This window comes from Ekhidna sp., assembly GCF_965247405.1.
GTDB lineage: Bacteria > Bacteroidota > Bacteroidia > Cytophagales > Cyclobacteriaceae > Ekhidna.
Window position 1 is genome coordinate 1,132,825 of sequence record NZ_OZ252014.1, and the last position, 25,150, is coordinate 1,157,974.

Genomic DNA, 25,150 nt, shown 5'->3' on the forward strand with positions numbered 1-25,150 from the left:
ATTATCTGATTATATCGGTTGATAGCGCCTTTTTCTTGTAGCGCCGATTCAATAACGGATAGAGTAATACCGAGGTTAGGATCAAAAGAGTTCCTCCATAAAATCCCGGGCTCATCTCTTCGCTATCACCGAAAATAATCAATGCCAGGATAATCCCATAGACAGGCTCCAAATTCACTACCAAATTGATCGAAAATGCGGATAGTCGCTTCATCAATTCCACAGAAACTGAATAAGCATACACCGTACATACGATCGCCAGCATACTTAAATAAAACCAATCCGAGAGGGAAGGTGCCAACGAAAGACTTTCCACAAAGTAGATAGAATAGATTGGGAAAAATGCTGCAATAGAAAGGCATGCACCTACCATTTCATAATAGGTGATCACATAGGGATCATACGTTTTCGTCAGTCGGCCATTAATTACAGTAAATACTGACGCTATGAAGGCAGAAAGAACCGCAGTGAGGAGACCTGCCAAATAATCAAATTCCACATTGAATATCACTGCAATTCCTATAAACGCGATAATGCTGAGCATCACCTCAAATCTTTTGATCTTTCGTCCCTGGGATAAAGGTTCAATTAAACTTGTCCACAAGGAGCATGTTGCCATCCCTGCCAGACAAACCGATGCATTGGAAATTCGCGCAGATAAGAAGAACAATATCCAGTGTAAGGCAATTAATGACCCTGTACCCAATATCTGTAGCAAATGTTTTCGTGAATTGATCTTCAACGATCGTTTCCACAATTTCAACAATACGAAAAGCCCAATTGCTGCGATAAGGGTTCGAAAGAACACCACCTCAACGGATGGGATATCAATCAATAGACCCAAAATGGCAGTAAAGCCCCATATCAACACAATGAAGTGCAGGGTGAGGTAATCTTTACGCTCCTGCATCATCGAGGTACAGTTTTATACAGGAGCATTGCTACACCTCCAAAAATGATATTTGGTATCCAAATAGCTAAAATGGTATTCATGGAGTTCGCTTCAGCAATCGCTCGAGCAAGCACAAAGGTGATGATAAATGCAAATGCTATCACAAATCCTAAAGCAATCTGGAATCCTGTTCCTTGTCGTGTTTTCCTTGCAGAAACGATTACGCCAATAGCCATGAGTATGAAAACGGCGAATGGAGACATGTAACGAATATATTCCTCCACCTGGAAGATATGCACATCATCGGCTCCTCTGGATTTCTGCAGCCGGATGTAATCATTGAGCTCTCCCATTGTCATGGTTTCCCACATTCGATCCTTGTTACCAAAATCACTGGGATACAAGTTCAGCAGGGTATCCAGCTCCTTCCCTTCGGTGATGACTTCACTATCTTCCAGGATTTGTCTTCTTTGCCACCGTTTCAGCTTCCATCTTTTGGTGCTATCTACCCATTGAAGTTGTCGGGCATTTATTTTGTCCACCAGCTTCGTTCCATTCATTTTCTCTAGCGAAACGGAGGAGCCAATATCTCTTCTTACATCATACCGATAGAGATAGATGTAGTCCTCCAGGCTGTCCCTTTCGGCTATTTTCAAGTGAATGTGTTTGTCCGTATTGTAGAAAGGATCTTTTAGGTATTCCAGTTCAAAAGCGATCCTGAACTTATTGGCATCAGGAATCACATAGCTGTTCAAATAAAAACTAGCACCAGCAATCAAGGTAGCGGCCATTAAGTAAGGAATCAGCATTCTACGAAAACTTACACCGCTGGCGAGGATTGCCACTATTTCTGATTTGGATGCCATCTTAGCCGTGGTAAAAACAGTAGCTATAAACACCGTTATGGGTGTAAGCAAGCCTGCTATCCAGGGAATGAACGTAAGAAAGTACTGCCTGATCAGGTGACCTGGCACTTCATTTTCTATGAAGTCATCGTTTTTATCTACCCAGTCCAGCACACAAATAATCAGCTCCAGAGATACCACCACAAAGACGAAGGCCGCCAGAATCTTCTTAAGTATGTACCAATCAAGTTTCTTTAATTTCATATGCCGATCAAAGTCTTTGACTCACTTTCTTTACCATCTGCTCTTTCCAGCTAGCGAAGGTATCATTTAAGATTTGCTTACGAGCCTCCCCTACCAACCATAGGTAAAATGTGAGGTTCTGAATGCTTGCAATTTGTGCGCCAAGAATTTCATTACTTGTGATCAAATGGCGCAGATAGCTTTTCGAATAAAAAGTACTTGTGTACCCACCCAGTTCAGGATCGATAGGGGAAAAATCGTCCTTCCATTTTTCATTTCGGATATTGATGATCCCCTGAGTGGTGAACAGCATTCCATTTCTGGCATTTCTCGTAGGCATCACACAATCAAACATATCCACGCCGAGTGCAACACACTCCAAAATATTAGCAGGAGTGCCCACTCCCATTAGGTATCTTGGCTTTTCTTTCGGTAGGATACCACACACATGATCAGTCATTTCATACATATCTTCAGCCGGCTCCCCTACGGAAAGCCCTCCAATTGCATTTCCTTCACGATTGGTGTTGGCAATGTATTCTGCTGACTGTGTGCGTAAGTCTTTGTAAACGCTCCCTTGCACGATTGGAAACAATGTCTGACTGTAGCCATATTTGCCCTCTGTCTCATCAAATCTCTTAATACACCGATCTAGCCAGCGATGGGTCATATGCATGGATCGTTCCGCATAATCATACTCACATGGATATGGAGTACACTCATCAAATGCCATAATAATGTCTGCACCTATTGTACGCTGGATGTCCATGATCGACTCAGGAGTAAAGAAATGCTTACTTCCATCCTTGTGAGACTGAAAATGCACACCCTCCTCTACAATCTTTCGATTATCAGCCAGTGAGTACACCTGATATCCACCACTATCCGTAAGAATGGGACGATCCCAGCCATTGAATTTATGCAATCCACCTGCCTGCTCTATCACTTCTAAACCAGGCCTCATGTACAGGTGATACGTGTTGCCCAAAATGATCTGCGCCTTGATGTCCTCCTTTAGTTCACGCTGATGAACCGCCTTGACTGTTCCCGCCGTACCAACTGGCATAAAAATGGGTGTTTGAATCTCACCATGATCGGTTTTCAGCGTACCTGCACGCGCAGCAGATTTACTATCAGTATGTTGTAAGTCAAATTGCATTGGGGCGCAAAAATAACTTTTAAAGTGGTGCATTCATTTTAACACATGCTTTCATTTACTTCACACTATGATTTTTGGATTATGGCTTGCTTTTGGAGGGCTTCACCTGGTTTTGACCATCTACCTGTCAGTAGCTTTTAGAAATTTCAAATCATTAAAAAACCCGAATAGACCTAAACTAAGCGTAATAATTGCGGCTCATAACGAAGCTGAGAATCTTAAAAAGCTTATTCCAGCGCTGCAAAGTCAAAAGTATCTGGATTTCGAGATCATTGTAGCACTAGACAGAACTACTGATGATAGTCAGTCCTATTTAATTGGTCTAGACAGGGTTAATTCCTTGAAAATAGATAAAATACCTTCAGATTGGAATGCGAAAAAATATGTTTTAACAGAAGCAATCAAGCATGCAACGGGTGAATGGTTGGTTTTTACAGATGCTGATGGATATCCATCTTCAAAAAAATGGCTTAGAATGATGTCGCAACAAATTGATAATGAAACACAGATTGTCCTGGGAGTATCACCCTATACATCTGGAAATTCTTTCCTTTTTCAATACATCAGCTTTGAAGCATTTATGACTGCCTTTCTATATGTCAGCCGTGCCATATCTAATAAGCCATATATGGGAGTAGGCAGAAACATGATGATCAATAAGGCATTCTTTAATCGGATGGGCGGATATGAATCAATAAAATCAATTCAAGGGGGAGATGATGATTTATTTATCCAACAATACGCAAATAAATCGAATACAAGAATTGTTTTAGGAAATGATGCGTTGATTTGGACATACCCTAAAAGCACGTGGAAAGCTTATTTCCTGCAAAAACTTAGACATCTTTCGATTGGATCTAAATATAAAGACCGAGATCTGCTGTTTCTAACCATGTTACACACTACCCATTTCGGCTTTCTCCTTTTACTCTTCTTAAATACATCCCAGTTATTTTTCTGGCCGATGCTCCTTTTTTACCTATTTATTAAATTAGTGAGTTATAGATTTGCCGCGAGTAAAATTGGAACGCACATCAACTATATGTTGCTTCCGCTCGTTGACATGCTATACGCAGTGCTCACTCCGGTGATTGCATTGTGGTCAAAACTCGTAAAGGACATTCCATGGAAGAACTAAATCGTCAGTTTTCTGATAAGGCATTGCGGGATTTCAAGCTTATAGACCTTGCCACTGAGGGCAAGGATCAGGCAGCCTATGCAGAGCTGATGCAGCGATACAAAAAGCCTGTGTACCATATGATCCTGAAAATGGTCAGAAATGTGGACGATGCAGAGGATTTGACGATAGAGGCATTTGCTAAAGCGTTTAAGAATTTAGGCAGGTTTAAAAAGGACTATACTTTCAGTACCTGGCTTTTTCGTATAGCAACGAACAATGCAATCGATTTTATTAGAAAAAAGAAACTGAATACCTTCAGCTTGAATAGCACCTTCACGGATGATAGTGGAGAGTCTGTAAATATTGATGTTCAGGACAAAAATCTTACTCCGGATCAGGAGACCATCAAGGATCAAAAGATCGAGTTGGTTAGAATGTTTGTGGATAAACTCCCTGCGAAATACCAGCGACTGGTGAAGCTTCGGTACTTTGATGAACTATCGTATGATGAAATTGCCAAAGAATTGGAGGCACCTCTGGGAACGGTAAAAGCACAATTACATCGCGCTCGTGAACTTATGTACGAGCTTGTGAAGGATAAGAAAAAGCATATTTAACCCACCCCTAACCCCTCCAAGGAGGGGAATAAACCCTCGTGAGTAAAATCAATATCATATTAAAGTATTTTCCTGACCTCACTGATCAGCAAAAAAGCCAGATTGAGCAGCTTCTCCCGCTCTATCAAGACTGGAATGCCAAAATCAATTTAGTAAGTAGAAAAGACATAGATCAACTACATGAGAGGCATGTACTTCATAGTTTGGCAATTGCGAAGTTTACCTCGTTCTCCACCGATTCAAAGATCCTGGATGTTGGGACGGGGGGTGGATTCCCCGGAATTCCGCTAGCAATACTATTCCCTGACTGTCACTTCCATCTAGTGGATTCCATAGGAAAGAAAATTACCGTGGTAAATGAAGTTGCCCGAGCCATTGGGTTAGAAAACCTCACCGCAGAACACCAACGCATGGAAAAAGTGAAGGGAACCTATGATTTTGTGGTTTCCAGAGCTGTAGCTCAAACCAAACAACTTTTTAACTGGGTACACCAAAAAGTGAGCAAAGACCAGCGAAATGAGCTGGACAATGGTATGATCTTACTCAAAGGAGGAGACTTAGAACAGGAAATGAAAAAATTTGGACGAGGGTATGTAGAGAAAAACTTATCTGATTATTTCTCAGAGGAGTTTTTTGAGACGAAGAAAATTATTTACGTTCCAGTTTGATTAAAACAAAAAACCCTCCATCCGGAGGGTTAATCTTTGACGTTAATGGAGATCTCACAAATACACGTTGAGCCCCAGACTTAATCCAAATGTTTTACTCTTTACAATTTCATCTCCTGTAGCTATTCCGTAGTTTAAGGTGGGCTCAATAGCAAGCTGATCAATAATCCATATAGGATATCCTGCTTCAAATGCCAATACCCGGAAACTAAATTTGTCTGCAGCTCTTGCAAATACATCTTCACGACTGGCTGAGGAATACGATGCGCCTAAGAAGAAGATTCCATTCGCATAATACCTGACAAAAGGACCAATCAAGGTTGTAGTGTTTCCATCGTCCCCTTGTTTTTCCTTATCGTAACCAATGTTTAATCCTGCTGCGAGGTTATCTATTACAAAATAGCCTGCCACTCCTTCTATGTTAAAAGAAGTCGTTTTATCGAGTCCGGGCTCATCATAACTTGTTGACGAATATCCCAAACTTGAAGAGGCTCCAATGAGCCATTTACCCCGATCGGTTTGTGCATTGGCACACCCGAAAATCGCTACCAAAGTAGCGATAAGCCATACTTTTTTCATTGCTGTTTTACGATTACACAATAGGTGTAATTTACGCTTTCAGCGGTGAGTTATAAGCTCATCAATCGGGTATTATTTTTGGTGAGCCCTTAAAAACAAAAACCCTTCCAAATTGGAAGGGTTCAACTTTATTAGTCGACATCAATATTATCCACCAATTGTGAATGCCACTCCAGCATTGATAACAAGTTGCTCAATTGGGGTATTGTACTTAACTTGACCATTAAGGAACATTCCATCACTCAGTGGATACATTACTCCACCACCGATGTTTAATCCAACTTCACTATCTGTTTCTGATCCAGAACCACCAAACGAACCAAAGTCAAATTCAGATTTGCCACTCGCAAAAGAAAGACCAGCTAATCCGTAGAACATACCATCACCGAAATAATATCTCCCATCAATATTTAGTGATCCATATTGAATAGAAACGGACTGACCTGATTGCTCTATTTCAGACTTAAAGAAAAAAGTATAAGAAGGTGCCACGCTAATCACATCTGTAACGAAATATTCACCACCAATGTTAATACCAATACCCATTTTCTCGCTTCCATCATCATCAATAGCTGCTTTTGTACCTAATGCCAATCCAGCACCAACTCTGATTTCACCTTGTTCTTGTGCGTTTGCTGAAATACCTACCAAAAGGAATGCAGCGAATAATGTTAGGATAGTAATTTTTTTCATACCAGTATATTTTGATTGTTAATTAGTTTGCAATATAGACATTCACATTAATTGGAAAAATACCTTTATAAGGGTATTTTAAAATCTCCATAATCAAGCAAAAAGACATTAAAAAACCCCGACTAAAAAGCCGAGGTTTAAAATATCAAATTACATTGCTTTTAAAACATGTATGAAAGACCTGCTTTTATTATCAAGCCGAATGGGTCATCTGCTCCATCAGGCTTAGCTAGGTTATAATCAATACCAGCTCCGATTCCAAACTGATCAGAGATTCCATAGATACCACCTACTCCTAGGTTAACTCCAATTGTACTGTCAACATCACCCCCTAGGCTAGTAAGACCAGCTTTACCAAATGCTTTGAAGTCTTCAGTCATAAAATAATATTTGAAGTCAACTCCAAGAACACTAGTTGTGAAGCTGTCCTTTGAGTAAGAGTAGTACTCAACCGTACCAGACATAGCATCAGCGAACACATACTCAAAACCACCACCAAAACCAGTGGTGCTTTCATCTCCACCGAAGGCTCCAGTAGCGATACCAATACCTGCATTGATACTCATGTCTCCAGCCTCCTGCGCATTAGCAGAAAATCCGATTACTGCTACAAGAGCAGCTGTTAGTAATAATTTTTTCATAGGATTAATAAATAATTTGGTTGTACAATGGATGCAATATAGCGATACGTAGTGAAGTTTAAAATACCCTCAGGGGGGTATTTTAGCCGCTTATGTAAATAGCCGAATATGCACCTCAGTATCAAATAGTTAGATTTTACCCTAAAAAAATCTTTTTCACAGATCTTTTTTTATCCCAATTGAGACATACTTTGGTTAAGTTTAAACATCAATTAATTCAATCATTTAAATACTCATCAAACATGAAAATCAAAACAAAACTTCTTGGATTAATCCTCATATTGTTTTCAGTAACCACATTTGCTCAAAGTCAGGGAGAAGTTCGAGCCGGAGCTGGGCTAGGATTTGGTTTTTCCCCATTTGGAGGTGATGGAACGCTAGGGTTTGGAGCTAATTTTGAATATGTATTCAAATCAGCTATGTCCGGATCACTGGAGTACTACTCTTACACCAAAGATAGCTTTACCACGAATGTGCTTGGTATAGATTATCGATACTATTTCGTTACAGATAATACCCAGGTGTATGGATCTGCTGGCCTGACAAGCCTTGGAGGTGACGTGGATAGCACCTTAGGTTTGAGTCTGGGGGCAGGGGCTATTTTCCCACTTTCTGGTAACCTGGGTGCCTCTGCAGCCTTAAATTACAATATGGCTAAGCCAGATGGAGCAAACGATCCTTTTGGATTTAATATGAAGGGTGGCGTGGTATACACTTTCTAGTGTTATAAAAACACCCTTAAATCTCATTAACTTAAAGCTTCCAAATCGGAAGCTTTTTTTGTGGATTTATGAAAAAGAAAATAGCTATACTCACCGGTGCTGGTATCAGCGCAGAAAGCGGACTCAAGACTTTTCGGGATTCTGGAGGATTGTGGGAAGGGCATGATGTAACCAAAGTTGCCACTCCTGAAGCATGGAGGAAAGATCGAGCCTTGGTGTTGGAGTTTTATAATCAGAGAAGAAAACAGGCATTATCCGTAGTGCCAAATCCAGGACACTTTGCACTTGCTGAGCTGGAGGAGCACTTTAATGTGGTTGTAATCACTCAAAATATTGATGCATTGCATGAAAAAGCCGGCAGCACAAATGTGCTCCATCTACATGGTGAAATAAGCAAAGTTCGTAGCACACTCGATCCGGAACTCATCTATGAACTGGATGGCTGGGAGCTGAAAGAGGGAGATAAATGCGCCAAAGGATCCCAACTTCGGCCTCATATCGTGTGGTTTGGCGAACCAGTGCCGATGATGGAACCTGCCATGCAAGAAGCGCTCTCAGCAGATATTTTTTTAGTAGCCGGAACATCGCTCGTTGTATACCCTGCGGCGGGTTTGTTAGATTTTATCTCATCAGAAGTACCAAAATTTGTGATAGACCCAAAAATTCCTGACACGGCAAACGGAAATAACTTCTACCTTTATGAGGAACCTGCCAGCACCGGACTGCCAAAAGTTAAAGAACACCTGATTAAACACTACGCATGAACAAAACCATCATTGAGAAATTTTATCAGTCATTTCAGCGATTGGATGCAAAATCCATGGCTGCATGCTATCATAAGGATGTAATCTTTAGTGATCCCGTTTTCAAAAATCTTACGTACGATGAAGTGACGACCATGTGGGAAATGCTGATCAAACGCTCAAAAGGCAACCTGGAAATAGACTACCACACCGTAATTGGAGATGATAAGATGGCACAATGTATTTGGGAGGCAGACTATGAATTCTCAAAAACGGGAAATCCTGTTCATAATATCATTCACGCCACAATGGAATTCAAAGATGGGCTGATCATCAGACACACCGATGAATTTGATTTCTGGCGTTGGTCTAAAATGGCCCTGGGGCTAACCGGTGTACTCATGGGTTGGTCCCCTTACCTTAAGAGCCGGATAAGGAAAGTGGCTAGATTGTCACTAGATAAATATTTGAAGGGAAATTAAGATCGAAATTAAAGAACTGTATAATTTAACGTCAGTTCGACATGAGAATCAAAAGGAAACACCTAACTCCCCCACTTGGAGGGGTTGGGACGGTCAGCCGCAGCGGTGGGTTTTGAAAAAATCCTTTCCTTTTGATAAATTTTTACTCAAAAAAGACAGCTTTTACGTCTGACCCACCTCTTCCAAGGAGGAGATTTATAGGAGTCATTTTTGAGAAAAAATTGATTTTCTTACTTCGAACTCAGGTTAATTAAGCTGATTTTAGATCCCCAAGTCTTGCTCCTACGTCGCTACGCAAGGGGATATGGATTTGATAACAAGAATTATCCCTCCTCCATCAATACCTTGAGCAGCTCTTTATTTTTACTCTCACTCAACCCTAACCAATCAAGGGTAGACTGAAAGAAAATATTATCCAGGTCTTTTTGAGGTAAATCCATTTCGGCAATGAACTTGCCTATTTCCAAATCACCAAGCGGGAATGGATAATCAGACCCCAGACACACTTTTTCAGATCCAATGAGGTCCATGACATACTGAAGATAAGTAGTATCATGCGTGATACTATCCACCCAAAATTTGCCTAAGTACTCACGAGGATTCACATCATTGTGCACCGCAACCAGGTCAGGTCGGCAATTAAAACCATGTTCTAAACGCCCGATGGTAGCCAAAAGCGACCCTCCGGCATGAGCGAAACACACTCTTAATTTCGGATATCTTTCGAATACCCCGCCAAAAATCATAGAGGCGGCTGCTCTGGCCGTTTCTGCTGGCATACCCACTAACCATGGAAGCCAGTATTTTTCCATGTATTCTTTTCCCATCATCTCCCAAGGGTGTACCAAAATGGCCATTCCAAGACTCTCACAAGCCTCGAAAAACTCAAAGAATCGGGGTTTACTCAAATTATGATTGTTGATATTGGAACCTATCTGGACACCAGGAATCCCTAATTTTTTCAACCGCTCCAACTCTTTGATAGCCAGATCAGGATCCTGCATTGGAACAGTGCCCAGTCCTATATAATTTTTAGGATTTTCTTCCACAACCTGAGCGATATGGTCATTCAGAAACATGGATAGGTCAAGGCAATCGTGACCATCTGCCCAGTAGCTGAACATAACCGGGATGGTGCAAATCACCTGCACCTGTGTATCAAATTTCTTATACTCTTCGATCCGCAATTTTTCGTCCCAGCAGTTTGACTGTATCTCTCGAAAGAACTTATCCCCCTTCATCATTCGGGCCGCCTCGGGCTTGTGATGAAGCAAATGGATAAAGTCTCCATATCCGAATTTCTCTGCAAAATTTGGGATATTGTGAGGGAGGATATGCGTATGCATATCGATTTTCAAACTTGTTTTGTTCGCCATACGACAAAGGTAAAAAGAAATTTACCTATTGGCTGCCACAGTGCTTCTCGAGCATTTTTTTTGCCTGATCCATTCCTAGTTGCTCGGCCTTTCGCAAATATTCACAGCCTTTTTTGTCTTCACTCAGACTCAGATAGGCCATAGCAGCATTAAACCACACATTTTTGTAATCCCTGTCAATAGACAGGTATCGTTCATAAAAGCCTGCCGCCTCTTGAAATTTTTGCTCATGAAAAAATGAATTACCGATCAGGTAAAATGCTTCAGTCCTGGTTGATTCTAGTTGCATTGCTTTAATAAAATCTTGTCTGGCCTGACCATAAGCACCCGTTCGTAACAATGCCTTTCCTCTACTGAGGTATGCCAAATCATCATTTGGATCTGCTTTAATGGCCCGTGTATGATACTGTGCGGATAAACTATAATTCCCACTTTCATAGGCATTTGCCCCTACCAGATTAAGCATTGGAGTAAACTCATCGTTCTTCATCAAAGCCTCCGGAAGTTGCGTTGACTCGTCTAGAATGGCCAGGTTATACCAAGCGCTGTAGCTCTTCGGGCTTAACTCAATAGCGCTTTTAAGGTCTGAAATTGCCTCTCCTTTCCTGCCCATTTTAGCATAAAGCTGTGAACGATTGATGTAACCATCTGCAGTTGTATCGTATTTAAATGCCGTAGTAAAATCATCAATTGCCTTATCCCAATCACCATTTTTTTCATAAGCCATCGCACGATACTGGTATACCTTGCTAATCATAGATTGAAGCGTTGTAATAAAAGTACCCCGACTTCCGGATGGATCAATTCCGTAGTACACTGCCTTAGTCTCAGACCCTGACTGATTATCAATCACATAGGTGAAATCTTTTATTGCCTCTTCGGTGCTTGCAGAATTGTAATAAATGAGGCCTTTTTGAAAATAAGCCTCCAGATTGTTTGGGTCCTTCTGAATGACTGCTTCATAATCTGCCAATGCACGAAGATCTTTGTTTTCTGCCTCGTGGATCATGGCACTCAAAAAATAGTCCTCAGCCAAGGGCTTTTTGGTCAGGTTTTTATTGATGTAGTATCTGGCGGAATCCAGATTGCTCTCATTGTAGTGCTGTCGGGCCTGATCGTAATAATCCTGCGCCGAGAGAAAGCTGTAAAGGAGAATAAAAGAGAAATAGAGAATGGGTCGCATGGATTGAAGGTTTCAACCTAAGAAAACGAACCCTTGAAGAAATAGGTTATAACACTTTCTGGATTTGCATGCTACTCTCCTTGCTTAGGTGCTCAAACTTCCCCTTTTCCATTTTGTAGAAGCTTATCGCCATCACTAAGAATAATCCGGTTCCTTCCGGAATAATCCGGTTGTCAATGGAGATCATTCCAGTCATTGGCTCAGTCGGAATTTTCAACAAAGGGAGCATGGCGCTATCATATGTACCATACTTACCATGAAGATCCTTATTGACAGGCTTATATCCACCTGCCTTTTGATCAAACTGGTAATCTGAAAGGGCTATGAGCCTGGCAGTAATTTTAAAGTTCGTAGCTCCTTTCGGACTTTTAAATGTCTTCTCCGGAATGAAGGCCGGAAAGTGCAGTATCACCTGGCCTCTTTGTGAGCCGGGTTTAACAAAATACTTCGCACCAAAAATCTTTTCATAAGGGGCTTTTGAATTAAACTCAAAACCGCTGAGTAGGTGTCCGTGCTTGCTGAGGAACAGTGGTCGGGTTCCAGTCTGTCCTTCTTCCATCTTAGCAAGGTTTCGAAACTGTGCCGTAAGCTTACCAGAAACATATGTTTCACAGATTTCGGACATTCCACTGGAAAGCGATTGGCGCAAAGTCTTCGCCATCATGGATGCGACTCCAAATTCCTTCTGATTGTTTCTTAATTCTTTATATGATGCTTTCGTTTTTATCTGCCGTGCAGTGGGACCGCCTTTCTTCGCTATGATTTCTCTGTCTACACCTTTCAATTTGTATCTTCTATACCCCTTCGGAATCTCAATTTCTATTGGTGTTCTAGGTGATTCTTTCATGGTCGGCTGGTTATCATTTCTCGTAGATTTATTAGCTATTTTCGCTTAGGGCTGTTGAAGATAAGCATTCGACCCGTAACAACAAAATTTTTTCATTAAGGAAGAGGTTAACGTTTGGAATTGCTAAGTCCTGAATACGACCTACTTATAAAGCCCAAGCCCACACCTTCACTTACAACGAATCTATGGTTTGATTTTTTTGTGTTTTGATCGTTGATTAGTTTGCTCGCCAGATATGAAAAAGAAACTACCTCTTCGATACATTAAATATTCTTTGCTACTGCTTCTCTTTATAGCATGCCAGTCGCAACCTGCGTACCAGCCTCTTCCTTCTGAAGTTGGACCCTTAGGAGAAAAGGCCATGATCTCCACAGCCCATCCTCTGGCAACTAAAATAGGTATAGACATATTAAAGAACGGAGGGAATGCCTTTGATGCCGCACTGGCTATCAAATTCGCCCTGGCGGTGGTGTACCCTCGTGCTGGGAATATTGGTGGGGGTGGTTTTGCCGTGTACCGAATGAACGATGGCACCACAGCTGCGTTGGATTTCCGTGAAACCGCTCCTGAAGCTTCCAGTCGTGATATGTATTTGGATGAAGAAGGAAATGTGATTGATGACTTGAGTATCGTAGGACACAAGTCTGCGGCTGTGCCCGGCTCTGTTGATGGCATTCTTCGTTTGCATGAAAAACATGGAACTAAACCTCTTCGAGAACTCATTCAGCCAGCTATCAACCTGGCCTATTTTGGGTTTACAATCACGCAAAATCAAGCTGAAGAACTAAATGAAAAAAGAGATGCATTTGCCAAAGTAAACGGCCCAGATTTTTTTCTGGTCAAGGATCAACCATGGCGTGCAGGAGATACTCTGAAATTTACAGAACTGGCCAGTACCCTGACACAAATAAGGGACCGAGGTAGAGACGGGTTTTATGGAGGAATTGTCGCTGATCAAATTGCCAAAGAAATGCAAAGAGGGGGTGGTTTGATTACTGAAGACGACCTTAAAAATTATACCTCAAAATGGCGAGCGCCTGTTACAGGGAGCTACCGAGGGCATACTGTCATTTCTATGCCACCTCCTTCTAGCGGAGGAATCGCTTTGCTTCAACTCCTGCAAGGTGCTGAATTATATAACATCAAAGAGATGGGCCATAATACCGTCGAAACCGTCCACCTGAAAACCGAACTGGAAAGACGAGTGTATGCGGATAGAGCTACTCATCTCGGAGACCCTGACTTTTATGAAGTGCCAGTGGACATGCTGCTTGACACGGATTACAATAAAGAACGCTTTTCAAGTATTTCACTCAAAAAAAAGACGGATTCACAGGATATTAAGGAAGGAAGCGTTGAACATGTTGAAAGCGTTGAAACCACCCATTTCTCTATTATAGACCCAGAGGGAAATGCTGTTTCGATCACCACCACACTCAACTCATTCTTTGGCAGCAAAGTATACGTGAGAGGTGCAGGTTTTTTCCTGAATAATATCATGGATGACTTTAGTATAAAACCGGGTGTTCCAAATCAATTTGGCCTAGTGGGAGGTGAAGCCAATGCAATCGAACCTGGTAAAAGAATGTTAAGTAGTATGACTCCCACCATTGTGGAAAAAGATGGTGAACTTAAATTGGTGCTTGGAACTCCGGGAGGCTCTACCATTATCACATCGGTCTTTCAGGCAATCATGAATGTGGTTGACCATGGAATGGGCATGCAGGATGCAGTGAACGCAACACGCGTACATAGTCAATGGCTACCTGATCGAATCCTAATTGAAGAACGACCGTTGGATCCACGAGTAGTGCGTAAGCTGGAAAAGATGGGGCACAAAATTGAGCCAAGAGAAGCGATGGGGCGCATGAACTGTATTTTGGTCAGATCAGATGGTACACTTGAGGGCGGCCCTGATTATACCAGGGGAGATAGTTATGCAGAGGGGTTTTAGAAAGGTTTAAAAATGAAAAGCAGTTTCAAGGTCAAATAAGTCACAGCATAAATCAGAGAACCCTCTCGTCTCTCCTTTACTCGATGACAATTCGCTTCTCATACTGACCTTTTGATCCTTGTCCTCTGAGGATGTATACGCCACTTTCAACTCCATCAAATATCACTGTAGAGGTGGCATCTATCTCACGGACAGCCTTCATCCTTCCAGAAAGATCCATCAAAGTAATATACTTGAGTCCTTCGGTTATAATTTTGAATGTGCCCTTACTTGGGTTTGGATAAACCACCCAATCCTCATTTTTATTTACTCCCAAGGTTGTTCCACCACCATTTCCTTCTTCATAAGATGCGCCAGCAAAACGGCCAACCTCTTCATCTTTTAGCTGTGCCGTGCTTCCTTCGAAAATCCCGGGAATCTCATTGATATTTCCTTTCCATGCTCCCACCAATAAAAAATGCTGAACAAATGGTCCTATTGTACCTTCCATATCATCCTCCACGGTAACCTCCTCGCCAAATGCATGATAGTGATACCCAAACTCGCTATGGTCATGCCCACCAAACTCATCCAATGCATCTCCATAACCCTCCATACTTGAATAGTCTGATTCATACTTTCCAAACAATGCGACTCCATCATAAGCGAAACCAATAATTGGTGGATGATTGACTCCTTCATAATCTGATTCATTATAGAGGTTAAGTCCATTTCCGGTAAATCCGTGTCCATCCGCATGATAGTGTAATCCCATACCTTGACCAACATGGATTCCAGTACTGGAAATCTCTGCATCCATCGCAGCAAAGCGGAGGTTATTATTATGGCTGGGATAAATGACTACCCCATCAATAGCAATACCATTTGAGGCTCTCGCAGCATAATTGTACACGTCAAAATCCGCTGACGTCAAACCCAAATCCTCAGCTAATGTACCATCTGCACTCAGGTCATTATCTTCAAGATTTTCAATTAATCCGTAATCTTTTAATGGAATCTTGATGAGCTTGACCTCCAAAACTGCATTTCGAGTTACACTCTGCTCTTCATAACCCGCCCCATTGCCATCTCCGGGAGGTCGAGCGACATCTATCAAAAAGTTAGGACTATCCGAAGCATTGTGTGACGCAATTACCATAAAAGGATGTCTAACGCCTTCGTCATCACTTGCATTGGTGAAGTACACATAGGAGACCGTATTTTCTCCAATTAGCGAATTGTACATATCCGCTGCACCAAAAGTTCTAGAGAGTAGATTATCCCTAAATTCAAGATATACCGATTTATCATATCGTAAGGATTCTCCATCCGTTGAAAGATCACTTTCTATTTGATCCAGCGCATTCGAGGCTGCTGTGTTGGCAGCATCATCATTGCCAAACTGAGTCTCGTAAGCATCATCTATTTCCTCAAAAAACTGATCCCCAAAAAGAGCGCTTGCCCCATATGTCCATACCTCATCAGGGTAAGCTGCAAAGGCATTTTCCTGCCACTCTGTTCCTTTTGGGTTAAAATCCGATCCAATCTGTAGACTGAAATCAATCAAATCATGAGGGTCTGCCAAAAAGAAACTGGTAGCATTTCCAGAATTAGCTGTTAGAGATAGTTGATCACCGGAGATCATCAACCACTTAGTGGTCCATGAGGTATTTTCTTCAAACTCACCAGAGGTAGTATTATACTCATACTGTGCAGTAACGGCAACAGTAGTTGAGGAAGCAGTGCCTTCAAATTCCACAATCAGGTAACCATCACCAGAATCTAAATAATATGAACCTGCATCGGAAACATTGACGTTTGCACCATCTGAAGTATTTAAGCCATGATAGCTTTGCAACAAAGGATGAATGGTGTATTTTCCAGTTAATGCATCGGTCGTGTTGGTGTTGATATCTACTAACTGAAATATACTTCTTAACATTGAACTATATGTACCGCCTGTAACGCCAGACACTTCTTCAATATTCAGCTGGCTGATGTCAGCATCATCCAGCACTACAGCACTTTGCTTAGTTGCTTCATCCAACAGGATGATATACGATCGATTTTCAATTCCGCTTATAGCAGCAGGTGTCCATGTGGTAGTGAAACTTTGCTGAAGAATATCAGAAAAAGGTTTAGGGCCTACCACATCAATGGACTGAGAAAAGATTGATACGGAAAGAGTGACAGTTAATAAGCTAATAAGATATCTCATACTACTTTGGTTACTTGCAAAATGAATAATTAAGGGTCGTTTATAAGACGAGTAACCTTCAGAATACCCTGCTGCTTTTAGGTGTAGTTTTTTAAATAGGCCAGAAACGCTTCCCTCCTAACCTCCTCTGCCCCCATGGTCTCCATGTGATTGGAATGAACCTGACAATCAAACAACTCTCCACCTTCCTGTTGAAATTTTTGGATGAAATGGATTAAGGCCAGCTTGGAAGCGTTGCTCTCTTTTGAAAACATCGATTCACCACTAAACACTTTCCCCGTTCTAATACCATACATCCCTCCTACCAAATCATTCCCCTTCCAAACCTCAACAGATTCTGCAATACCCATTTCATGCAATCGGATATAAGCCAACTCCATTTCGTCGGTGATCCAGGTGCCTTGCTGACCAGGTCTTGGAATTTTCTTACATGCGGCAATCACTTTTTCAAATGACTGATTAAATGTCACATTGAATTCCCGCTTCTTTAGCACCCGTTTCATCGATCGGGATACATGAAGCTTCTCCGGAAAGAGAATAAATCGCGGATCGGGACTCCACCAGATGATAGGGTCCCCTTGGCTATACCACGGAAAAATTCCAGACTGATATGCCAATATGAGTCTTTCAGGTAGCAGATCCCCACCCACTGCAACGATCCCATCCTCCGCTCCTTCAACAGGTGGAAAAATGATATCATCTGTTAATCGATAGATCGGCATAGTTACTTATTCCAGTACCTCAAACGACTCCCGTACCAACTGTGAAGCTCCCCATCAACCATCAAGCTTTCAGCGTTTGGACAAAAGGCTTTTGCCTCAGCTAAATGTTTTTCCTTGAATGGAAAGGGTTCGGAACTGAATAGAATTTTATCAGGGTTTAGATTGATAATTTGCTCGGTGGTAAGTTCGGGATACCGCTCCTCAGTAATCAAATTCTCATAACCGAGGTGGGTTAGAAAATGATCAATGAAAGTATTCTTGCCAGCCGCCATCCAGGGCTTATTCCATATCAGGTAAATGACTTTCCCTGATTTTGATCCTTTCACTTTCTCCACGGCTTCCTTACATTCCCTAACGATTGCCTTTGCTCGATCTTCTAAATCACAGAGGCTGCCAATGGCAGTCATCATACCAAATGCATCATCGAGTGTGAAGATATCACTCATCCAAACCGGATACTCTTCCTCCAGTTTTTCAATCCCATATTTATAGTTTTCCTCTTTGTTACCAACAATCAAATCGGGATTCAATTCTTTGATCTTTTGGAAATGAAATTTCTTAGTTCCTCCCACTATAGGAATGTTTTCAACTATTTCGTTAGGGTGGATGCAAAACTTGGTACGCCCCACAATAGGAGCGCCAACATCTAATAAAAACTCCGTTTGCGAAGGTACTAAAGACACAATCCGACGAGGTGGAGAGGTTAGCCTCACCTCTCTCCCCATCTGATCGATATAAGTTTTAGCAAGCATTGATTAATGACCATGTCTTGCGTGAGAACCGCTCTCAAGCCGCTCAAACAGCTCATTCATCAAGTGTTGATTCTTGTCCAGACTTTCTTTAATGTCTGGAATGTTAGCATCTATGAGAAAATAGGTTTTCAATGAGTCCACCCGATTATCACTTCTGAATGTAGCTTGTAAAAGCTGCTCATCTGATTTTGTAATTTCCAACTGAAAGTTGTGCTGATCAGTGATTCTGCTCTCCAGCAATGAGAAATAAAGAATATTGTCCTCTCTTTTCAGATTGTATAGCAGGAACTGATCAATGCCACTCAGGTAGCTCATGGCTCTGTCCTTTCCCAACCAAAGCTCCATATAATCTCCACTTTCGGCGTAGGTGTACCATTTACCTTGAACTTGTGTGTCCTCTTTTGTAACACAGCCCGAGAAGGATAAAATCAAGCCAAGAAGGAGAACCTTTTTCATTACTTAAAATAGGTAAAATCCTGTCCGTCTTTGATCTGGGCTACTGTTTCATAAATCAAACGAATCACGTTTTCCACGTCTTCCTTATGTACGGTTTCCACTGTCGTATGCATGTATTTCAACGGTAGCGATATCAATGCAGAAGCCACCCCAATATCAGAATATGCAAATGCATCCGTATCTGTTCCTGTGGTTCTGGAAGCTGCCATTCGTTGATATGGGATTTTTTTCTTCTCAGCAACTTCAAGGATCATGTCACGCAGGTTATTCTGAACGGCCGGGCCGTAAGTCACAGCCGGTCCTTTACCTGCTGTCATATCCCCACTAGTGATTTTATCATACATTGGTGATTGCGTATCGTGTGTTACATCCGTCACAATCGCTACGTTTGGCTTAATCCTTCTGGAGATCATTTCTGCTCCCCTCAAACCAATTTCTTCCTGCACAGAGTTCACTACATACAATCCAAATGGAAGCTTCACACCATTTTCCGAAAGCCTTCGAACCACCTCAGCAATCATGAATCCTCCCATTCGGTTATCAAGCGCTCTTCCGACGAGATATTTCTTATTCATTTCGAAAAGCTCATCCTGGAAAGTAGCCACAGTCCCCACGTGGATACCCATCTTTTCTACTTCCTCTTTGCTTTCTGCTCCTACATCGATGCAAATATTCTTCAAGGTTGGGTTATCCTCCTTATCCTTTCTCACATGAATGGCCGGCCATCCAAACACTCCTTTTACCACACCTTCTTTCGTGTGTAAATTGACCCGCATGGAAGGTGCTATCTGATGATCAGAACCTCCGTTTCTCACTACGTAGATGTAACCATTATCGGTGATGTAGTTCACAAACCAACTGATCTCATCCGCGTGCGCTTCAATCACGACTTTGTATTTCGCTTCTGGATTCACTACCCCATAAACACTTCCATACGTGTCCACTTCATAGTCATCTACGTAAGGTTTGATGTAATCCAACCAAATTTTTTGTCCTTCCTGCTCAAACCCGGTAGGTGCAGCATTATTAAGGTATTTGTATAAAAAGTCTGTACTCTTTTTGTCCATATCATATTGATTTAACTAATCCTCCGTCTATAAGAAAATCTTGTCCTGTAATGTATTCTGATTTATTGCTGGCCAAAAAGGCCACCAAGTTCGCAACCTCCTCAGGTGCTCCCTGGCGCAACATCGGAATTTGATTGATTGTTTCCTGATCTGCTTTGTAGCTATCTATGAAACCTGGAAGCACATTATTCATCCTAATGCTTAAAGCCCCGTATTTGTTTGCAAACAGTTTAGTGAAACTACTCAGAGCAGTTCTCGCTACAGAAGAAATTGGGAAGCTTAATGAAGGTTCTTTCGCACCAAACGTGGAAATATTAACAATCGAACCTCCTCCATTCATATAAGAAACAACCAACCTCGATATGCGAATGACATTCATTAATGCCAGATCAAAACCTTCTTTCCATTGATCATCAGTAAGCTCAAGTAGCTCACCTTTTGGTGGGTGACCTGTGTTGTTCACCACCACATCAATCTGACCATATGTTTCCATGGTCGCATCTACCAGGCGCCTCAAATCTTCCTCATTGTCTGTTGATCCCTGTACAGCAATGCCACCCAGCTTATCTGCCAGGTCGTGAATTTCTGAAGAGCGCGACAAGATAGCAAGTTGATAACCCTCCTCTGCTAGTTTCTCAGCGCAGGCACGACCCATTCCTTTACTTGCTGCGGTTATAATTGCAACTTTGTTTTCACTCATGATCAAGTATTAAATCTAAGTTTTAAATGTCATCTAGAAAGGATGTGAGAGATCTACTTAAAGATTTCACCTGCTTAAAAGGCATCCTTCTAATGAACCTTACAAAGGAATATTCCCGTGTTTCTTCCTGGGAAGCTTATCCACCTTGTTTTCCAGCATTTTAAATGCATGGATCAATTTCGTACGGGTATTATGTGGAAGGATTACTTCATCCACAAAACCTCGAGCAGCGGCGATATATGGATTGGCAAACTTCTCCGTGTATTCATTAATCTTTTCCTGAAGCTTCGCATTCGGATCATCCGATTTCTTAATTTCTTTTCTGAAAATAATCTCTGAAGCTCCCTGTGCACCCATCACTGCAATCTCGGCTGTTGGCCATGCATAGTTCATGTCTGCACCGATGTGCTTAGAATTCATAACATCATAGGCGCCTCCATATGCTTTTCTTGTAATTACCGAAATTCTTGGAACAGTTGCTTCACTGAAGGCATAAAGAAGTTTCGCACCATTGGTAATAATTCCGTTCCACTCCTGATCCGTACCTGGCAAGAATCCTGGCACATCCACTAACACCAACAATGGAACATTGAAACTATCACAAAATCGAACAAATCGACCTCCTTTTGTACTGGAATGAATATCCAATACACCTGCCATGCTCATCGGCTGATTCGCAACAATTCCAATACTTCTTCCTGCAAGCCTTCCAAATCCACATATGATATTTTCAGCGAAATCTTTATGAACTTCTAAAAACGAATCTTTATCAATGATGCCATTGATCACATCGTGCATATCATAAGGCTGATTCGGATTGTCAGGCAGAATGTTATCCAGCTCATTTCTTGTCTCATCTCCAAGTTCATAGTCGAGCTTTGGTGGCTCTTCCTCGCAGTTTGAAGGAATGTAACTCATCAGCTGCTTAATCTGACGGATACATTCAGCTTCATTTGCACAAGCAAAATGAGTGACGCCACTTTTTGAAGCATGCGCTTGTGCCCCACCTAATTCTTCGCTAGTCACATCCTCCTGCGTTACTGTTTTCACCACGTTTGGACCGGTCACAAACATGTAGCTGCTCTGCTCCACCATAAAAATAAAGTCTGTAATAGCGGGAGAATAAACTGCCCCACCTGCACATGGACCCAGTATAGCAGAAATCTGAGGCACTACTCCTGATGCTAGCGTATTTCGGTAAAAAATATCCGCATATCCACCTAGAGAAACTACTCCCTCCTGAATACGTGCCCCTCCAGAGTCATTTAAGCCAATCAGAGGAGCTCCATTTTTCATGGCCATGTCCATGATCTTCACAATCTTCTCTGCAAACGTTTCTGAAAGTGACCCTCCAAAAACGGTGAAGTCCTGACTAAATACATATACCAATCGACCATCGATGGTTCCGTATCCGGTTACCACCCCATCACCAAGAATTTTTTGTTTATCCATCCCGAAATCTGTTGCTCGGTGTGTGACAAACTTGCCAATTTCCTCGAATGATCCTTCATCAAGCAAGAGGTCAATCCGTTCACGAGCCGTGAGCTTTCCTTTCTCGTGCTGTTTTGCAATTCGGTCTTCGCCTCCACCTTTTAGAGCCTCTTCATTCATCACCTCCAATCGCTCGATCTTCTCGGCTATGGATTGAATATTGGTTGCGGTTTTTGGTTTTTCTGTACTCATAGTCTGTTTGCAAAACGCCAAAGATAAGACGAGCAGTGGAGAATGAGGAATATGCCATTATCTATCGTGAAATTCTAAAATCTCTCCCATCCATTTTGCTATATTGCGGCCTGTTTATGAAGGTTGCAGTCATCGATTTGGGCACAAATACTTTTCATCTGCTTATTGCCAGGGTGGATAAGGTCTCTCATGAAATTTTACTTCGAGAGCGAAAAGCAGTGAAAATCGGTGAGAAAGGCATTAACAAAGGAGAGATCACTCTGGCCGCCTGGGAAAGAGCCCTTACCGCATTAAATAGATTTAAAACAATTATTGACGAGCACCAGGTTGATCAGGTATTTGCTACTGCCACAAGTGCCATACGCAACGCCAGCAATGGACAGGATCTTGTAAAAGAAATTCATAAGCAAACAGGGATTGAAATTGAAGTGATTTCCGGGATGAGAGAAGCTGAACTCATCCATCATGGAGCCAGCAAGGCCCTCGATTTTGGTTCAGAAAAGAATCTCATCATGGATATTGGCGGTGGTAGCATCGAATTTATAATCGCAGATTCCAATCAAGCTTTTTGGCTAAGAAGCTTTGAGGTAGGTGGTCAACGTTTGGTTGAAAAGTTCCATAAATCTGATCCAATTACACCCGAAGAAATTGCAGAACTCACTGCTTTTTTTGAGGCTGAGCTTCAGCCACTGGCAGAAGCTTGGGCAGAACACCACCCCACCACCTTAGTGGGATGCTCAGGCACCTTCGATACGCTAAGTGACATCTACTGCGAACAAACCAAAGCAGAAAGAGATCCGGATACAACCGAGTACCCATTTGGTATAGAGGCTTTCAAGGATATCTTCACGGATTTGATTAATAAAACCCGAGAGGAGCGTCTGGCTATACCGGGAATGATAGAAATGCGTGTGGACATGATTGTAGTCGCATGTGTGCTTGTAGACTACATCATCGAGAAATTTCACCTAAAAAACATTCGCGTTTCTGCCTACGCTTTGAAGGAAGGAATACTCTATAACGTACTTGACAGTCTTCAAAAAGAAATAAATACCTCTAATTAGGTATTGGTTAAGACCCACTTCTTTTTAACTTTTACACTTTAACAACCAACAAAAAAATCATGAGATACCTAATTGGACTATTCTTCCTTTTTGTGTCATTTATTGGCCTAAGCCAAAACGATGAGTTCAAAAGTGTGATTTCTGAACTGCAATCGAATCTTTTGGAGGTGCAGACCGGTGACGAAACGTACACTCACGAAATAGAGCACCTTGGTTACTCGGTTCTCAAATACACGCTGGTTGAAGTAGACGAAAAAGGCAATAGAGAAGAAATTGCTTATGAATTTAATGTGGCTGACCTGGATCCTTATGTGGTAAGAGAAGAAACCAAAAAAGACATTATTTATCTAAGCCTGACGGTAGACAATGGCCAAAAGTTCATCAAAGTATATGAAAATGGAGACGTGAAAGGATATGATGAAAACATGCTGATGGTAACCAAGAATATCGATAATGCCAGGATCATGAAAGATCTGATTAAGAAAGCCATCCCTATGGCAGAAGAGATCATGACCAATAAACTCAAGGTAGAGACCTATCCGGAAATGGAAAGCTGGATGGAAGAAAATGTGGTAAATGCAGAAAGTAGTGGCAAAAGCTACAATCAGCAGCTTGTGGCACTTGACGATTTCCCTGGAAACTTTAGGTTAATTCAGACTGAAATCACGTCTAAGTCATCTGAGGAAAAACAATATATTTTCAATCTTGCTGACATCAATATCAACAGTTTAAAGTTCAATATTTCTGGTTCTAGCTTTTCCCTGGATTTTGAAACTAACCGAAAACAAAAGGTGATCAAAGTACTTGAGAATGGAGTGCCTGATGGATTCGATGATGAAATTGAAATTTTTACGAATAATGTAGAGGAGGCAAGAGATCTAAAAAACATTCTCACCTTGGCCGTACCGTTAGCAGAGGATAAGGTTGAGGCATCCATTCAAAAGTTTGATGCACTGCCGCCGGCATTAGAGTACCTCGGAAAGTTTGTTCAAAACATTGACTATGGTGATGAGTCCTTCGAGCAATCTGTGGAGGGCGATTGTTTGATGAAGTTTGCCAGAATAGAATCAGACGAAAAATCAACTGAAAAACTCACAGCAGAATTCAACTTGATTGACATTAATGGGAACCTCATTGATTATGATGTTTCATCTGGAAAAATGTACGTGGAATTCACCACCAAAGAGTCACTGGATCTAATCAAAACGTATGAAAATGATGAATTTGATGGGTACGATGATGAACTAAAGATTTATGCAGAAAATGTAGAGGTAGCCAGAAGAATTAAGGCAGTATTGGAAGATTTAATAAAAATCTGTGAGCGGGACTACATCGATCCTTTTGCTGATATGACCCTGGAACAAAAAATTGGATGGCTGACTGAAAACATGGAGGAGGTTAGAAACGGTGATAAAACGATCACACAAACCTTTGATCGAATCGATGATTCAGATCCTGACAAAATCAAGCTAACAAAACTAGAAGTTGATGCGAAGGGTGGACAAGAAGAAATCTTTGAGTTCAACTTTACAGACCTGAATCCTAAGAGTATTCAGTATGATATAGGAAGTAAAACGCTTGCTGTTTCCTTTGAAACCAAGTTCAAAGAAGATATCATCAAGTACTACAAAGACGGTGAGATTGAAAATTATCAGGATGGTTTTGAGCTCAGCCTGGCTGATATTGAGAAAGCTAGAAATGTAATTTTAGTTTTCAATCAGATCATAGCGGAGCTAAATGAGTAA

General features: G+C 41.6%; 25 protein-coding genes. 9 read left to right on the forward strand and 16 right to left on the reverse strand.

All coding sequences use genetic code 11. The features are described 5' to 3' along the window. Position 1: 1 nt before the first annotated feature. From ACP14Y_RS04990 to tgt, 3 genes are read right to left on the reverse strand one after another with little or no spacing between them, the layout of a single operon-like run. Positions 2 to 913, reverse strand: a complete 912-nt coding sequence (locus tag ACP14Y_RS04990) for a DMT family transporter (RefSeq protein ID WP_424961869.1) — start codon at positions 911 to 913, stop codon at positions 2 to 4. Next, positions 910 to 2,001 (reverse strand): LptF/LptG family permease, encoded by a 1,092-nt coding sequence (locus ACP14Y_RS04995; protein WP_424961870.1) that lies wholly within the window; start codon positions 1,999 to 2,001, stop codon positions 910 to 912. Before ACP14Y_RS04995 ends, ACP14Y_RS04990 begins: the two co-directional genes overlap by 4 nt. A gap of 7 nt (positions 2,002 to 2,008) precedes the next feature. Continuing rightward, positions 2,009 to 3,139: a tRNA guanosine(34) transglycosylase Tgt gene (tgt, locus tag ACP14Y_RS05000; RefSeq protein ID WP_424961871.1), complete on the reverse strand. Its 1,131-nt coding sequence runs from the start codon at positions 3,137 to 3,139 to the stop codon at positions 2,009 to 2,011. A gap of 67 nt (positions 3,140 to 3,206) precedes the next feature. Between tgt and ACP14Y_RS05005 the strand changes: the two genes are divergently transcribed. From ACP14Y_RS05005 to rsmG, 3 genes are read left to right on the forward strand one after another with little or no spacing between them, the layout of a single operon-like run. Beyond that, a complete protein-coding gene (locus ACP14Y_RS05005) occupies positions 3,207 to 4,277 on the forward strand; it encodes a glycosyltransferase (protein WP_424961872.1) in 1,071 nt (356 codons plus the stop codon). Then, positions 4,265 to 4,876: an RNA polymerase sigma factor gene (locus ACP14Y_RS05010; protein ID WP_089356963.1), complete on the forward strand. Its 612-nt coding sequence runs from the start codon at positions 4,265 to 4,267 to the stop codon at positions 4,874 to 4,876. The genes ACP14Y_RS05005 and ACP14Y_RS05010 overlap by 13 nt, the downstream gene beginning before the upstream one ends. 47 nt (positions 4,877 to 4,923) lie before the next feature. Next, positions 4,924 to 5,544 (forward strand): 16S rRNA (guanine(527)-N(7))-methyltransferase RsmG, encoded by a 621-nt coding sequence (rsmG, locus tag ACP14Y_RS05015; protein WP_424964424.1) that lies wholly within the window; start codon positions 4,924 to 4,926, stop codon positions 5,542 to 5,544. 54 nt (positions 5,545 to 5,598) lie between these two features. Here the strand turns inward: rsmG and ACP14Y_RS05020 are convergent, their stop codons facing one another. From ACP14Y_RS05020 to ACP14Y_RS05030, 3 genes are all read right to left on the reverse strand, one after another. Beyond that, positions 5,599 to 6,123, reverse strand: coding sequence for a hypothetical protein (locus ACP14Y_RS05020; protein WP_424961873.1), 525 nt, complete (start codon positions 6,121 to 6,123; stop codon positions 5,599 to 5,601). A 147-nt stretch (positions 6,124 to 6,270) separates the two neighbouring features. Continuing rightward, positions 6,271 to 6,816, reverse strand: coding sequence for an outer membrane beta-barrel protein (locus ACP14Y_RS05025; RefSeq protein WP_424961874.1), 546 nt, complete (start codon positions 6,814 to 6,816; stop codon positions 6,271 to 6,273). A gap of 161 nt (positions 6,817 to 6,977) precedes the next feature. Beyond that, positions 6,978 to 7,457, reverse strand: coding sequence for an outer membrane beta-barrel protein (locus tag ACP14Y_RS05030; RefSeq protein ID WP_424961875.1), 480 nt, complete (start codon positions 7,455 to 7,457; stop codon positions 6,978 to 6,980). 242 nt (positions 7,458 to 7,699) lie between these two features. On the opposite strand from ACP14Y_RS05030, the gene ACP14Y_RS05035 reads away from it, so the two are divergent. The 3 genes from ACP14Y_RS05035 (at position 7,700) to ACP14Y_RS05045 (ending at position 9,404) form a co-directional block, all read left to right on the forward strand. Beyond that, positions 7,700 to 8,179 carry a hypothetical protein gene (locus tag ACP14Y_RS05035; RefSeq protein ID WP_424961876.1) on the forward strand — a complete coding sequence of 160 codons (480 nt, stop codon included), beginning with the start codon at positions 7,700 to 7,702 and terminating at the stop codon, positions 8,177 to 8,179. 68 nt (positions 8,180 to 8,247) lie between these two features. Beyond that, complete coding sequence (locus ACP14Y_RS05040; protein WP_424961877.1) at positions 8,248 to 8,943, forward strand: SIR2 family NAD-dependent protein deacylase; 696 nt, start codon at positions 8,248 to 8,250, stop codon at positions 8,941 to 8,943. Continuing rightward, positions 8,940 to 9,404, forward strand: coding sequence for a nuclear transport factor 2 family protein (locus ACP14Y_RS05045; RefSeq protein WP_424961878.1), 465 nt, complete (start codon positions 8,940 to 8,942; stop codon positions 9,402 to 9,404). The genes ACP14Y_RS05040 and ACP14Y_RS05045 overlap by 4 nt, the downstream gene beginning before the upstream one ends. A 323-nt stretch (positions 9,405 to 9,727) precedes the next feature. Here ACP14Y_RS05045 and ACP14Y_RS05050 read toward each other — a convergent pair whose 3' ends face one another. The 3 genes from ACP14Y_RS05050 to ACP14Y_RS05060 are packed head-to-tail and all read right to left on the reverse strand — an operon-like array spanning position 9,728 to position 12,810. Continuing rightward, complete coding sequence (locus tag ACP14Y_RS05050) at positions 9,728 to 10,780, reverse strand: amidohydrolase family protein (RefSeq protein WP_424961879.1); 1,053 nt, start codon at positions 10,778 to 10,780, stop codon at positions 9,728 to 9,730. Between the two features lie 25 nt (positions 10,781 to 10,805). Next, entirely contained in the window at positions 10,806 to 11,963 is a 1,158-nt protein-coding gene (locus ACP14Y_RS05055; protein ID WP_424961880.1) for a tetratricopeptide repeat protein, read from the reverse strand. A gap of 46 nt (positions 11,964 to 12,009) precedes the next feature. Further along, complete coding sequence (locus tag ACP14Y_RS05060; RefSeq protein WP_424961881.1) at positions 12,010 to 12,810, reverse strand: hypothetical protein; 801 nt, start codon at positions 12,808 to 12,810, stop codon at positions 12,010 to 12,012. 235 nt (positions 12,811 to 13,045) lie between these two features. Here ACP14Y_RS05060 and ggt point away from each other — a divergent pair, with 235 nt between their 5' ends. Next, a complete protein-coding gene (gene ggt, locus ACP14Y_RS05065) occupies positions 13,046 to 14,764 on the forward strand; it encodes a gamma-glutamyltransferase (protein WP_424961882.1) in 1,719 nt (572 codons plus the stop codon). 76 nt (positions 14,765 to 14,840) lie between these two features. Here the strand turns inward: ggt and ACP14Y_RS05070 are convergent, their stop codons facing one another. From ACP14Y_RS05070 to ACP14Y_RS05100, 7 genes are all read right to left on the reverse strand, one after another. Then, entirely contained in the window at positions 14,841 to 16,961 is a 2,121-nt protein-coding gene (locus tag ACP14Y_RS05070; RefSeq protein ID WP_424961883.1) for a T9SS type A sorting domain-containing protein, read from the reverse strand. A gap of 77 nt (positions 16,962 to 17,038) precedes the next feature. Continuing rightward, on the reverse strand, positions 17,039 to 17,683 hold the full coding sequence (gene aat, locus ACP14Y_RS05075; protein WP_424961884.1) for a leucyl/phenylalanyl-tRNA--protein transferase: 645 nt from the start codon (positions 17,681 to 17,683) through the stop codon (positions 17,039 to 17,041). Between the two features lie 2 nt (positions 17,684 to 17,685). Continuing rightward, the gene (locus ACP14Y_RS05080) at positions 17,686 to 18,435 is read right to left on the reverse strand and encodes an ABC transporter substrate-binding protein (RefSeq protein ID WP_424961885.1); all 750 of its coding nucleotides are present in this window, start codon (positions 18,433 to 18,435) and stop codon (positions 17,686 to 17,688) included. A 3-nt stretch (positions 18,436 to 18,438) separates the two neighbouring features. Beyond that, positions 18,439 to 18,891, reverse strand: coding sequence for a hypothetical protein (locus ACP14Y_RS05085; RefSeq protein ID WP_424961886.1), 453 nt, complete (start codon positions 18,889 to 18,891; stop codon positions 18,439 to 18,441). Continuing rightward, positions 18,891 to 19,958, reverse strand: coding sequence for a M42 family metallopeptidase (locus tag ACP14Y_RS05090; RefSeq protein WP_424961887.1), 1,068 nt, complete (start codon positions 19,956 to 19,958; stop codon positions 18,891 to 18,893). The genes ACP14Y_RS05085 and ACP14Y_RS05090 overlap by 1 nt, the downstream gene beginning before the upstream one ends. A gap of 1 nt (position 19,959) precedes the next feature. Next, positions 19,960 to 20,658 carry an SDR family oxidoreductase gene (locus ACP14Y_RS05095; RefSeq protein ID WP_424961888.1) on the reverse strand — a complete coding sequence of 233 codons (699 nt, stop codon included), beginning with the start codon at positions 20,656 to 20,658 and terminating at the stop codon, positions 19,960 to 19,962. 99 nt (positions 20,659 to 20,757) lie between these two features. Continuing rightward, on the reverse strand, positions 20,758 to 22,269 hold the full coding sequence (locus tag ACP14Y_RS05100; protein ID WP_424964425.1) for an acyl-CoA carboxylase subunit beta: 1,512 nt from the start codon (positions 22,267 to 22,269) through the stop codon (positions 20,758 to 20,760). Positions 22,270 to 22,376: 107 nt separating this feature from the next. On the opposite strand from ACP14Y_RS05100, the gene ACP14Y_RS05105 reads away from it, so the two are divergent. Continuing rightward, entirely contained in the window at positions 22,377 to 23,405 is a 1,029-nt protein-coding gene (locus tag ACP14Y_RS05105; protein ID WP_424961889.1) for an exopolyphosphatase, read from the forward strand. A 59-nt stretch (positions 23,406 to 23,464) separates the two neighbouring features. Beyond that, the gene (locus ACP14Y_RS05110) at positions 23,465 to 25,150 is read left to right on the forward strand and encodes a hypothetical protein (RefSeq protein WP_424961890.1); all 1,686 of its coding nucleotides are present in this window, start codon (positions 23,465 to 23,467) and stop codon (positions 25,148 to 25,150) included.

Excerpts from the sequence above, each read along its gene's own strand:
- ACP14Y_RS04990 (WP_424961869.1), bottom strand. The coding sequence starts at position 913 with ATGATGCAGGAGCGTAAAGATTACCTCACCCTGCACTTCATTGTGTTG.
- ACP14Y_RS04995 (WP_424961870.1), bottom strand. The coding sequence starts at position 2,001 with ATGAAATTAAAGAAACTTGATTGGTACATACTTAAGAAGATTCTGGCG.
- tgt (WP_424961871.1), bottom strand. The coding sequence starts at position 3,139 with ATGCAATTTGACTTACAACATACTGATAGTAAATCTGCTGCGCGTGCA.
- ACP14Y_RS05005 (WP_424961872.1), top strand. The coding sequence starts at position 3,207 with ATGATTTTTGGATTATGGCTTGCTTTTGGAGGGCTTCACCTGGTTTTG.
- ACP14Y_RS05010 (WP_089356963.1), top strand. The coding sequence starts at position 4,265 with ATGGAAGAACTAAATCGTCAGTTTTCTGATAAGGCATTGCGGGATTTC.
- ACP14Y_RS05020 (WP_424961873.1), bottom strand. The coding sequence starts at position 6,123 with ATGAAAAAAGTATGGCTTATCGCTACTTTGGTAGCGATTTTCGGGTGT.
- ACP14Y_RS05025 (WP_424961874.1), bottom strand. The coding sequence starts at position 6,816 with ATGAAAAAAATTACTATCCTAACATTATTCGCTGCATTCCTTTTGGTA.
- ACP14Y_RS05030 (WP_424961875.1), bottom strand. The coding sequence starts at position 7,457 with ATGAAAAAATTATTACTAACAGCTGCTCTTGTAGCAGTAATCGGATTT.
- ACP14Y_RS05035 (WP_424961876.1), top strand. The coding sequence starts at position 7,700 with ATGAAAATCAAAACAAAACTTCTTGGATTAATCCTCATATTGTTTTCA.
- ACP14Y_RS05040 (WP_424961877.1), top strand. The coding sequence starts at position 8,248 with ATGAAAAAGAAAATAGCTATACTCACCGGTGCTGGTATCAGCGCAGAA.
- ACP14Y_RS05045 (WP_424961878.1), top strand. The coding sequence starts at position 8,940 with ATGAACAAAACCATCATTGAGAAATTTTATCAGTCATTTCAGCGATTG.
- ACP14Y_RS05050 (WP_424961879.1), bottom strand. The coding sequence starts at position 10,780 with ATGGCGAACAAAACAAGTTTGAAAATCGATATGCATACGCATATCCTC.
- ACP14Y_RS05055 (WP_424961880.1), bottom strand. The coding sequence starts at position 11,963 with ATGCGACCCATTCTCTATTTCTCTTTTATTCTCCTTTACAGCTTTCTC.
- ACP14Y_RS05060 (WP_424961881.1), bottom strand. The coding sequence starts at position 12,810 with ATGAAAGAATCACCTAGAACACCAATAGAAATTGAGATTCCGAAGGGG.
- ggt (WP_424961882.1), top strand. The coding sequence starts at position 13,046 with ATGAAAAAGAAACTACCTCTTCGATACATTAAATATTCTTTGCTACTG.
- ACP14Y_RS05070 (WP_424961883.1), bottom strand. The coding sequence starts at position 16,961 with ATGAGATATCTTATTAGCTTATTAACTGTCACTCTTTCCGTATCAATC.
- aat (WP_424961884.1), bottom strand. The coding sequence starts at position 17,683 with ATGCCGATCTATCGATTAACAGATGATATCATTTTTCCACCTGTTGAA.
- ACP14Y_RS05080 (WP_424961885.1), bottom strand. The coding sequence starts at position 18,435 with ATGCTTGCTAAAACTTATATCGATCAGATGGGGAGAGAGGTGAGGCTA.
- ACP14Y_RS05085 (WP_424961886.1), bottom strand. The coding sequence starts at position 18,891 with ATGAAAAAGGTTCTCCTTCTTGGCTTGATTTTATCCTTCTCGGGCTGT.
- ACP14Y_RS05090 (WP_424961887.1), bottom strand. The coding sequence starts at position 19,958 with ATGGACAAAAAGAGTACAGACTTTTTATACAAATACCTTAATAATGCT.
- ACP14Y_RS05095 (WP_424961888.1), bottom strand. The coding sequence starts at position 20,658 with ATGAGTGAAAACAAAGTTGCAATTATAACCGCAGCAAGTAAAGGAATG.
- ACP14Y_RS05100 (WP_424964425.1), bottom strand. The coding sequence starts at position 22,269 with ATGAATGAAGAGGCTCTAAAAGGTGGAGGCGAAGACCGAATTGCAAAA.
- ACP14Y_RS05110 (WP_424961890.1), top strand. The coding sequence starts at position 23,465 with ATGAGATACCTAATTGGACTATTCTTCCTTTTTGTGTCATTTATTGGC.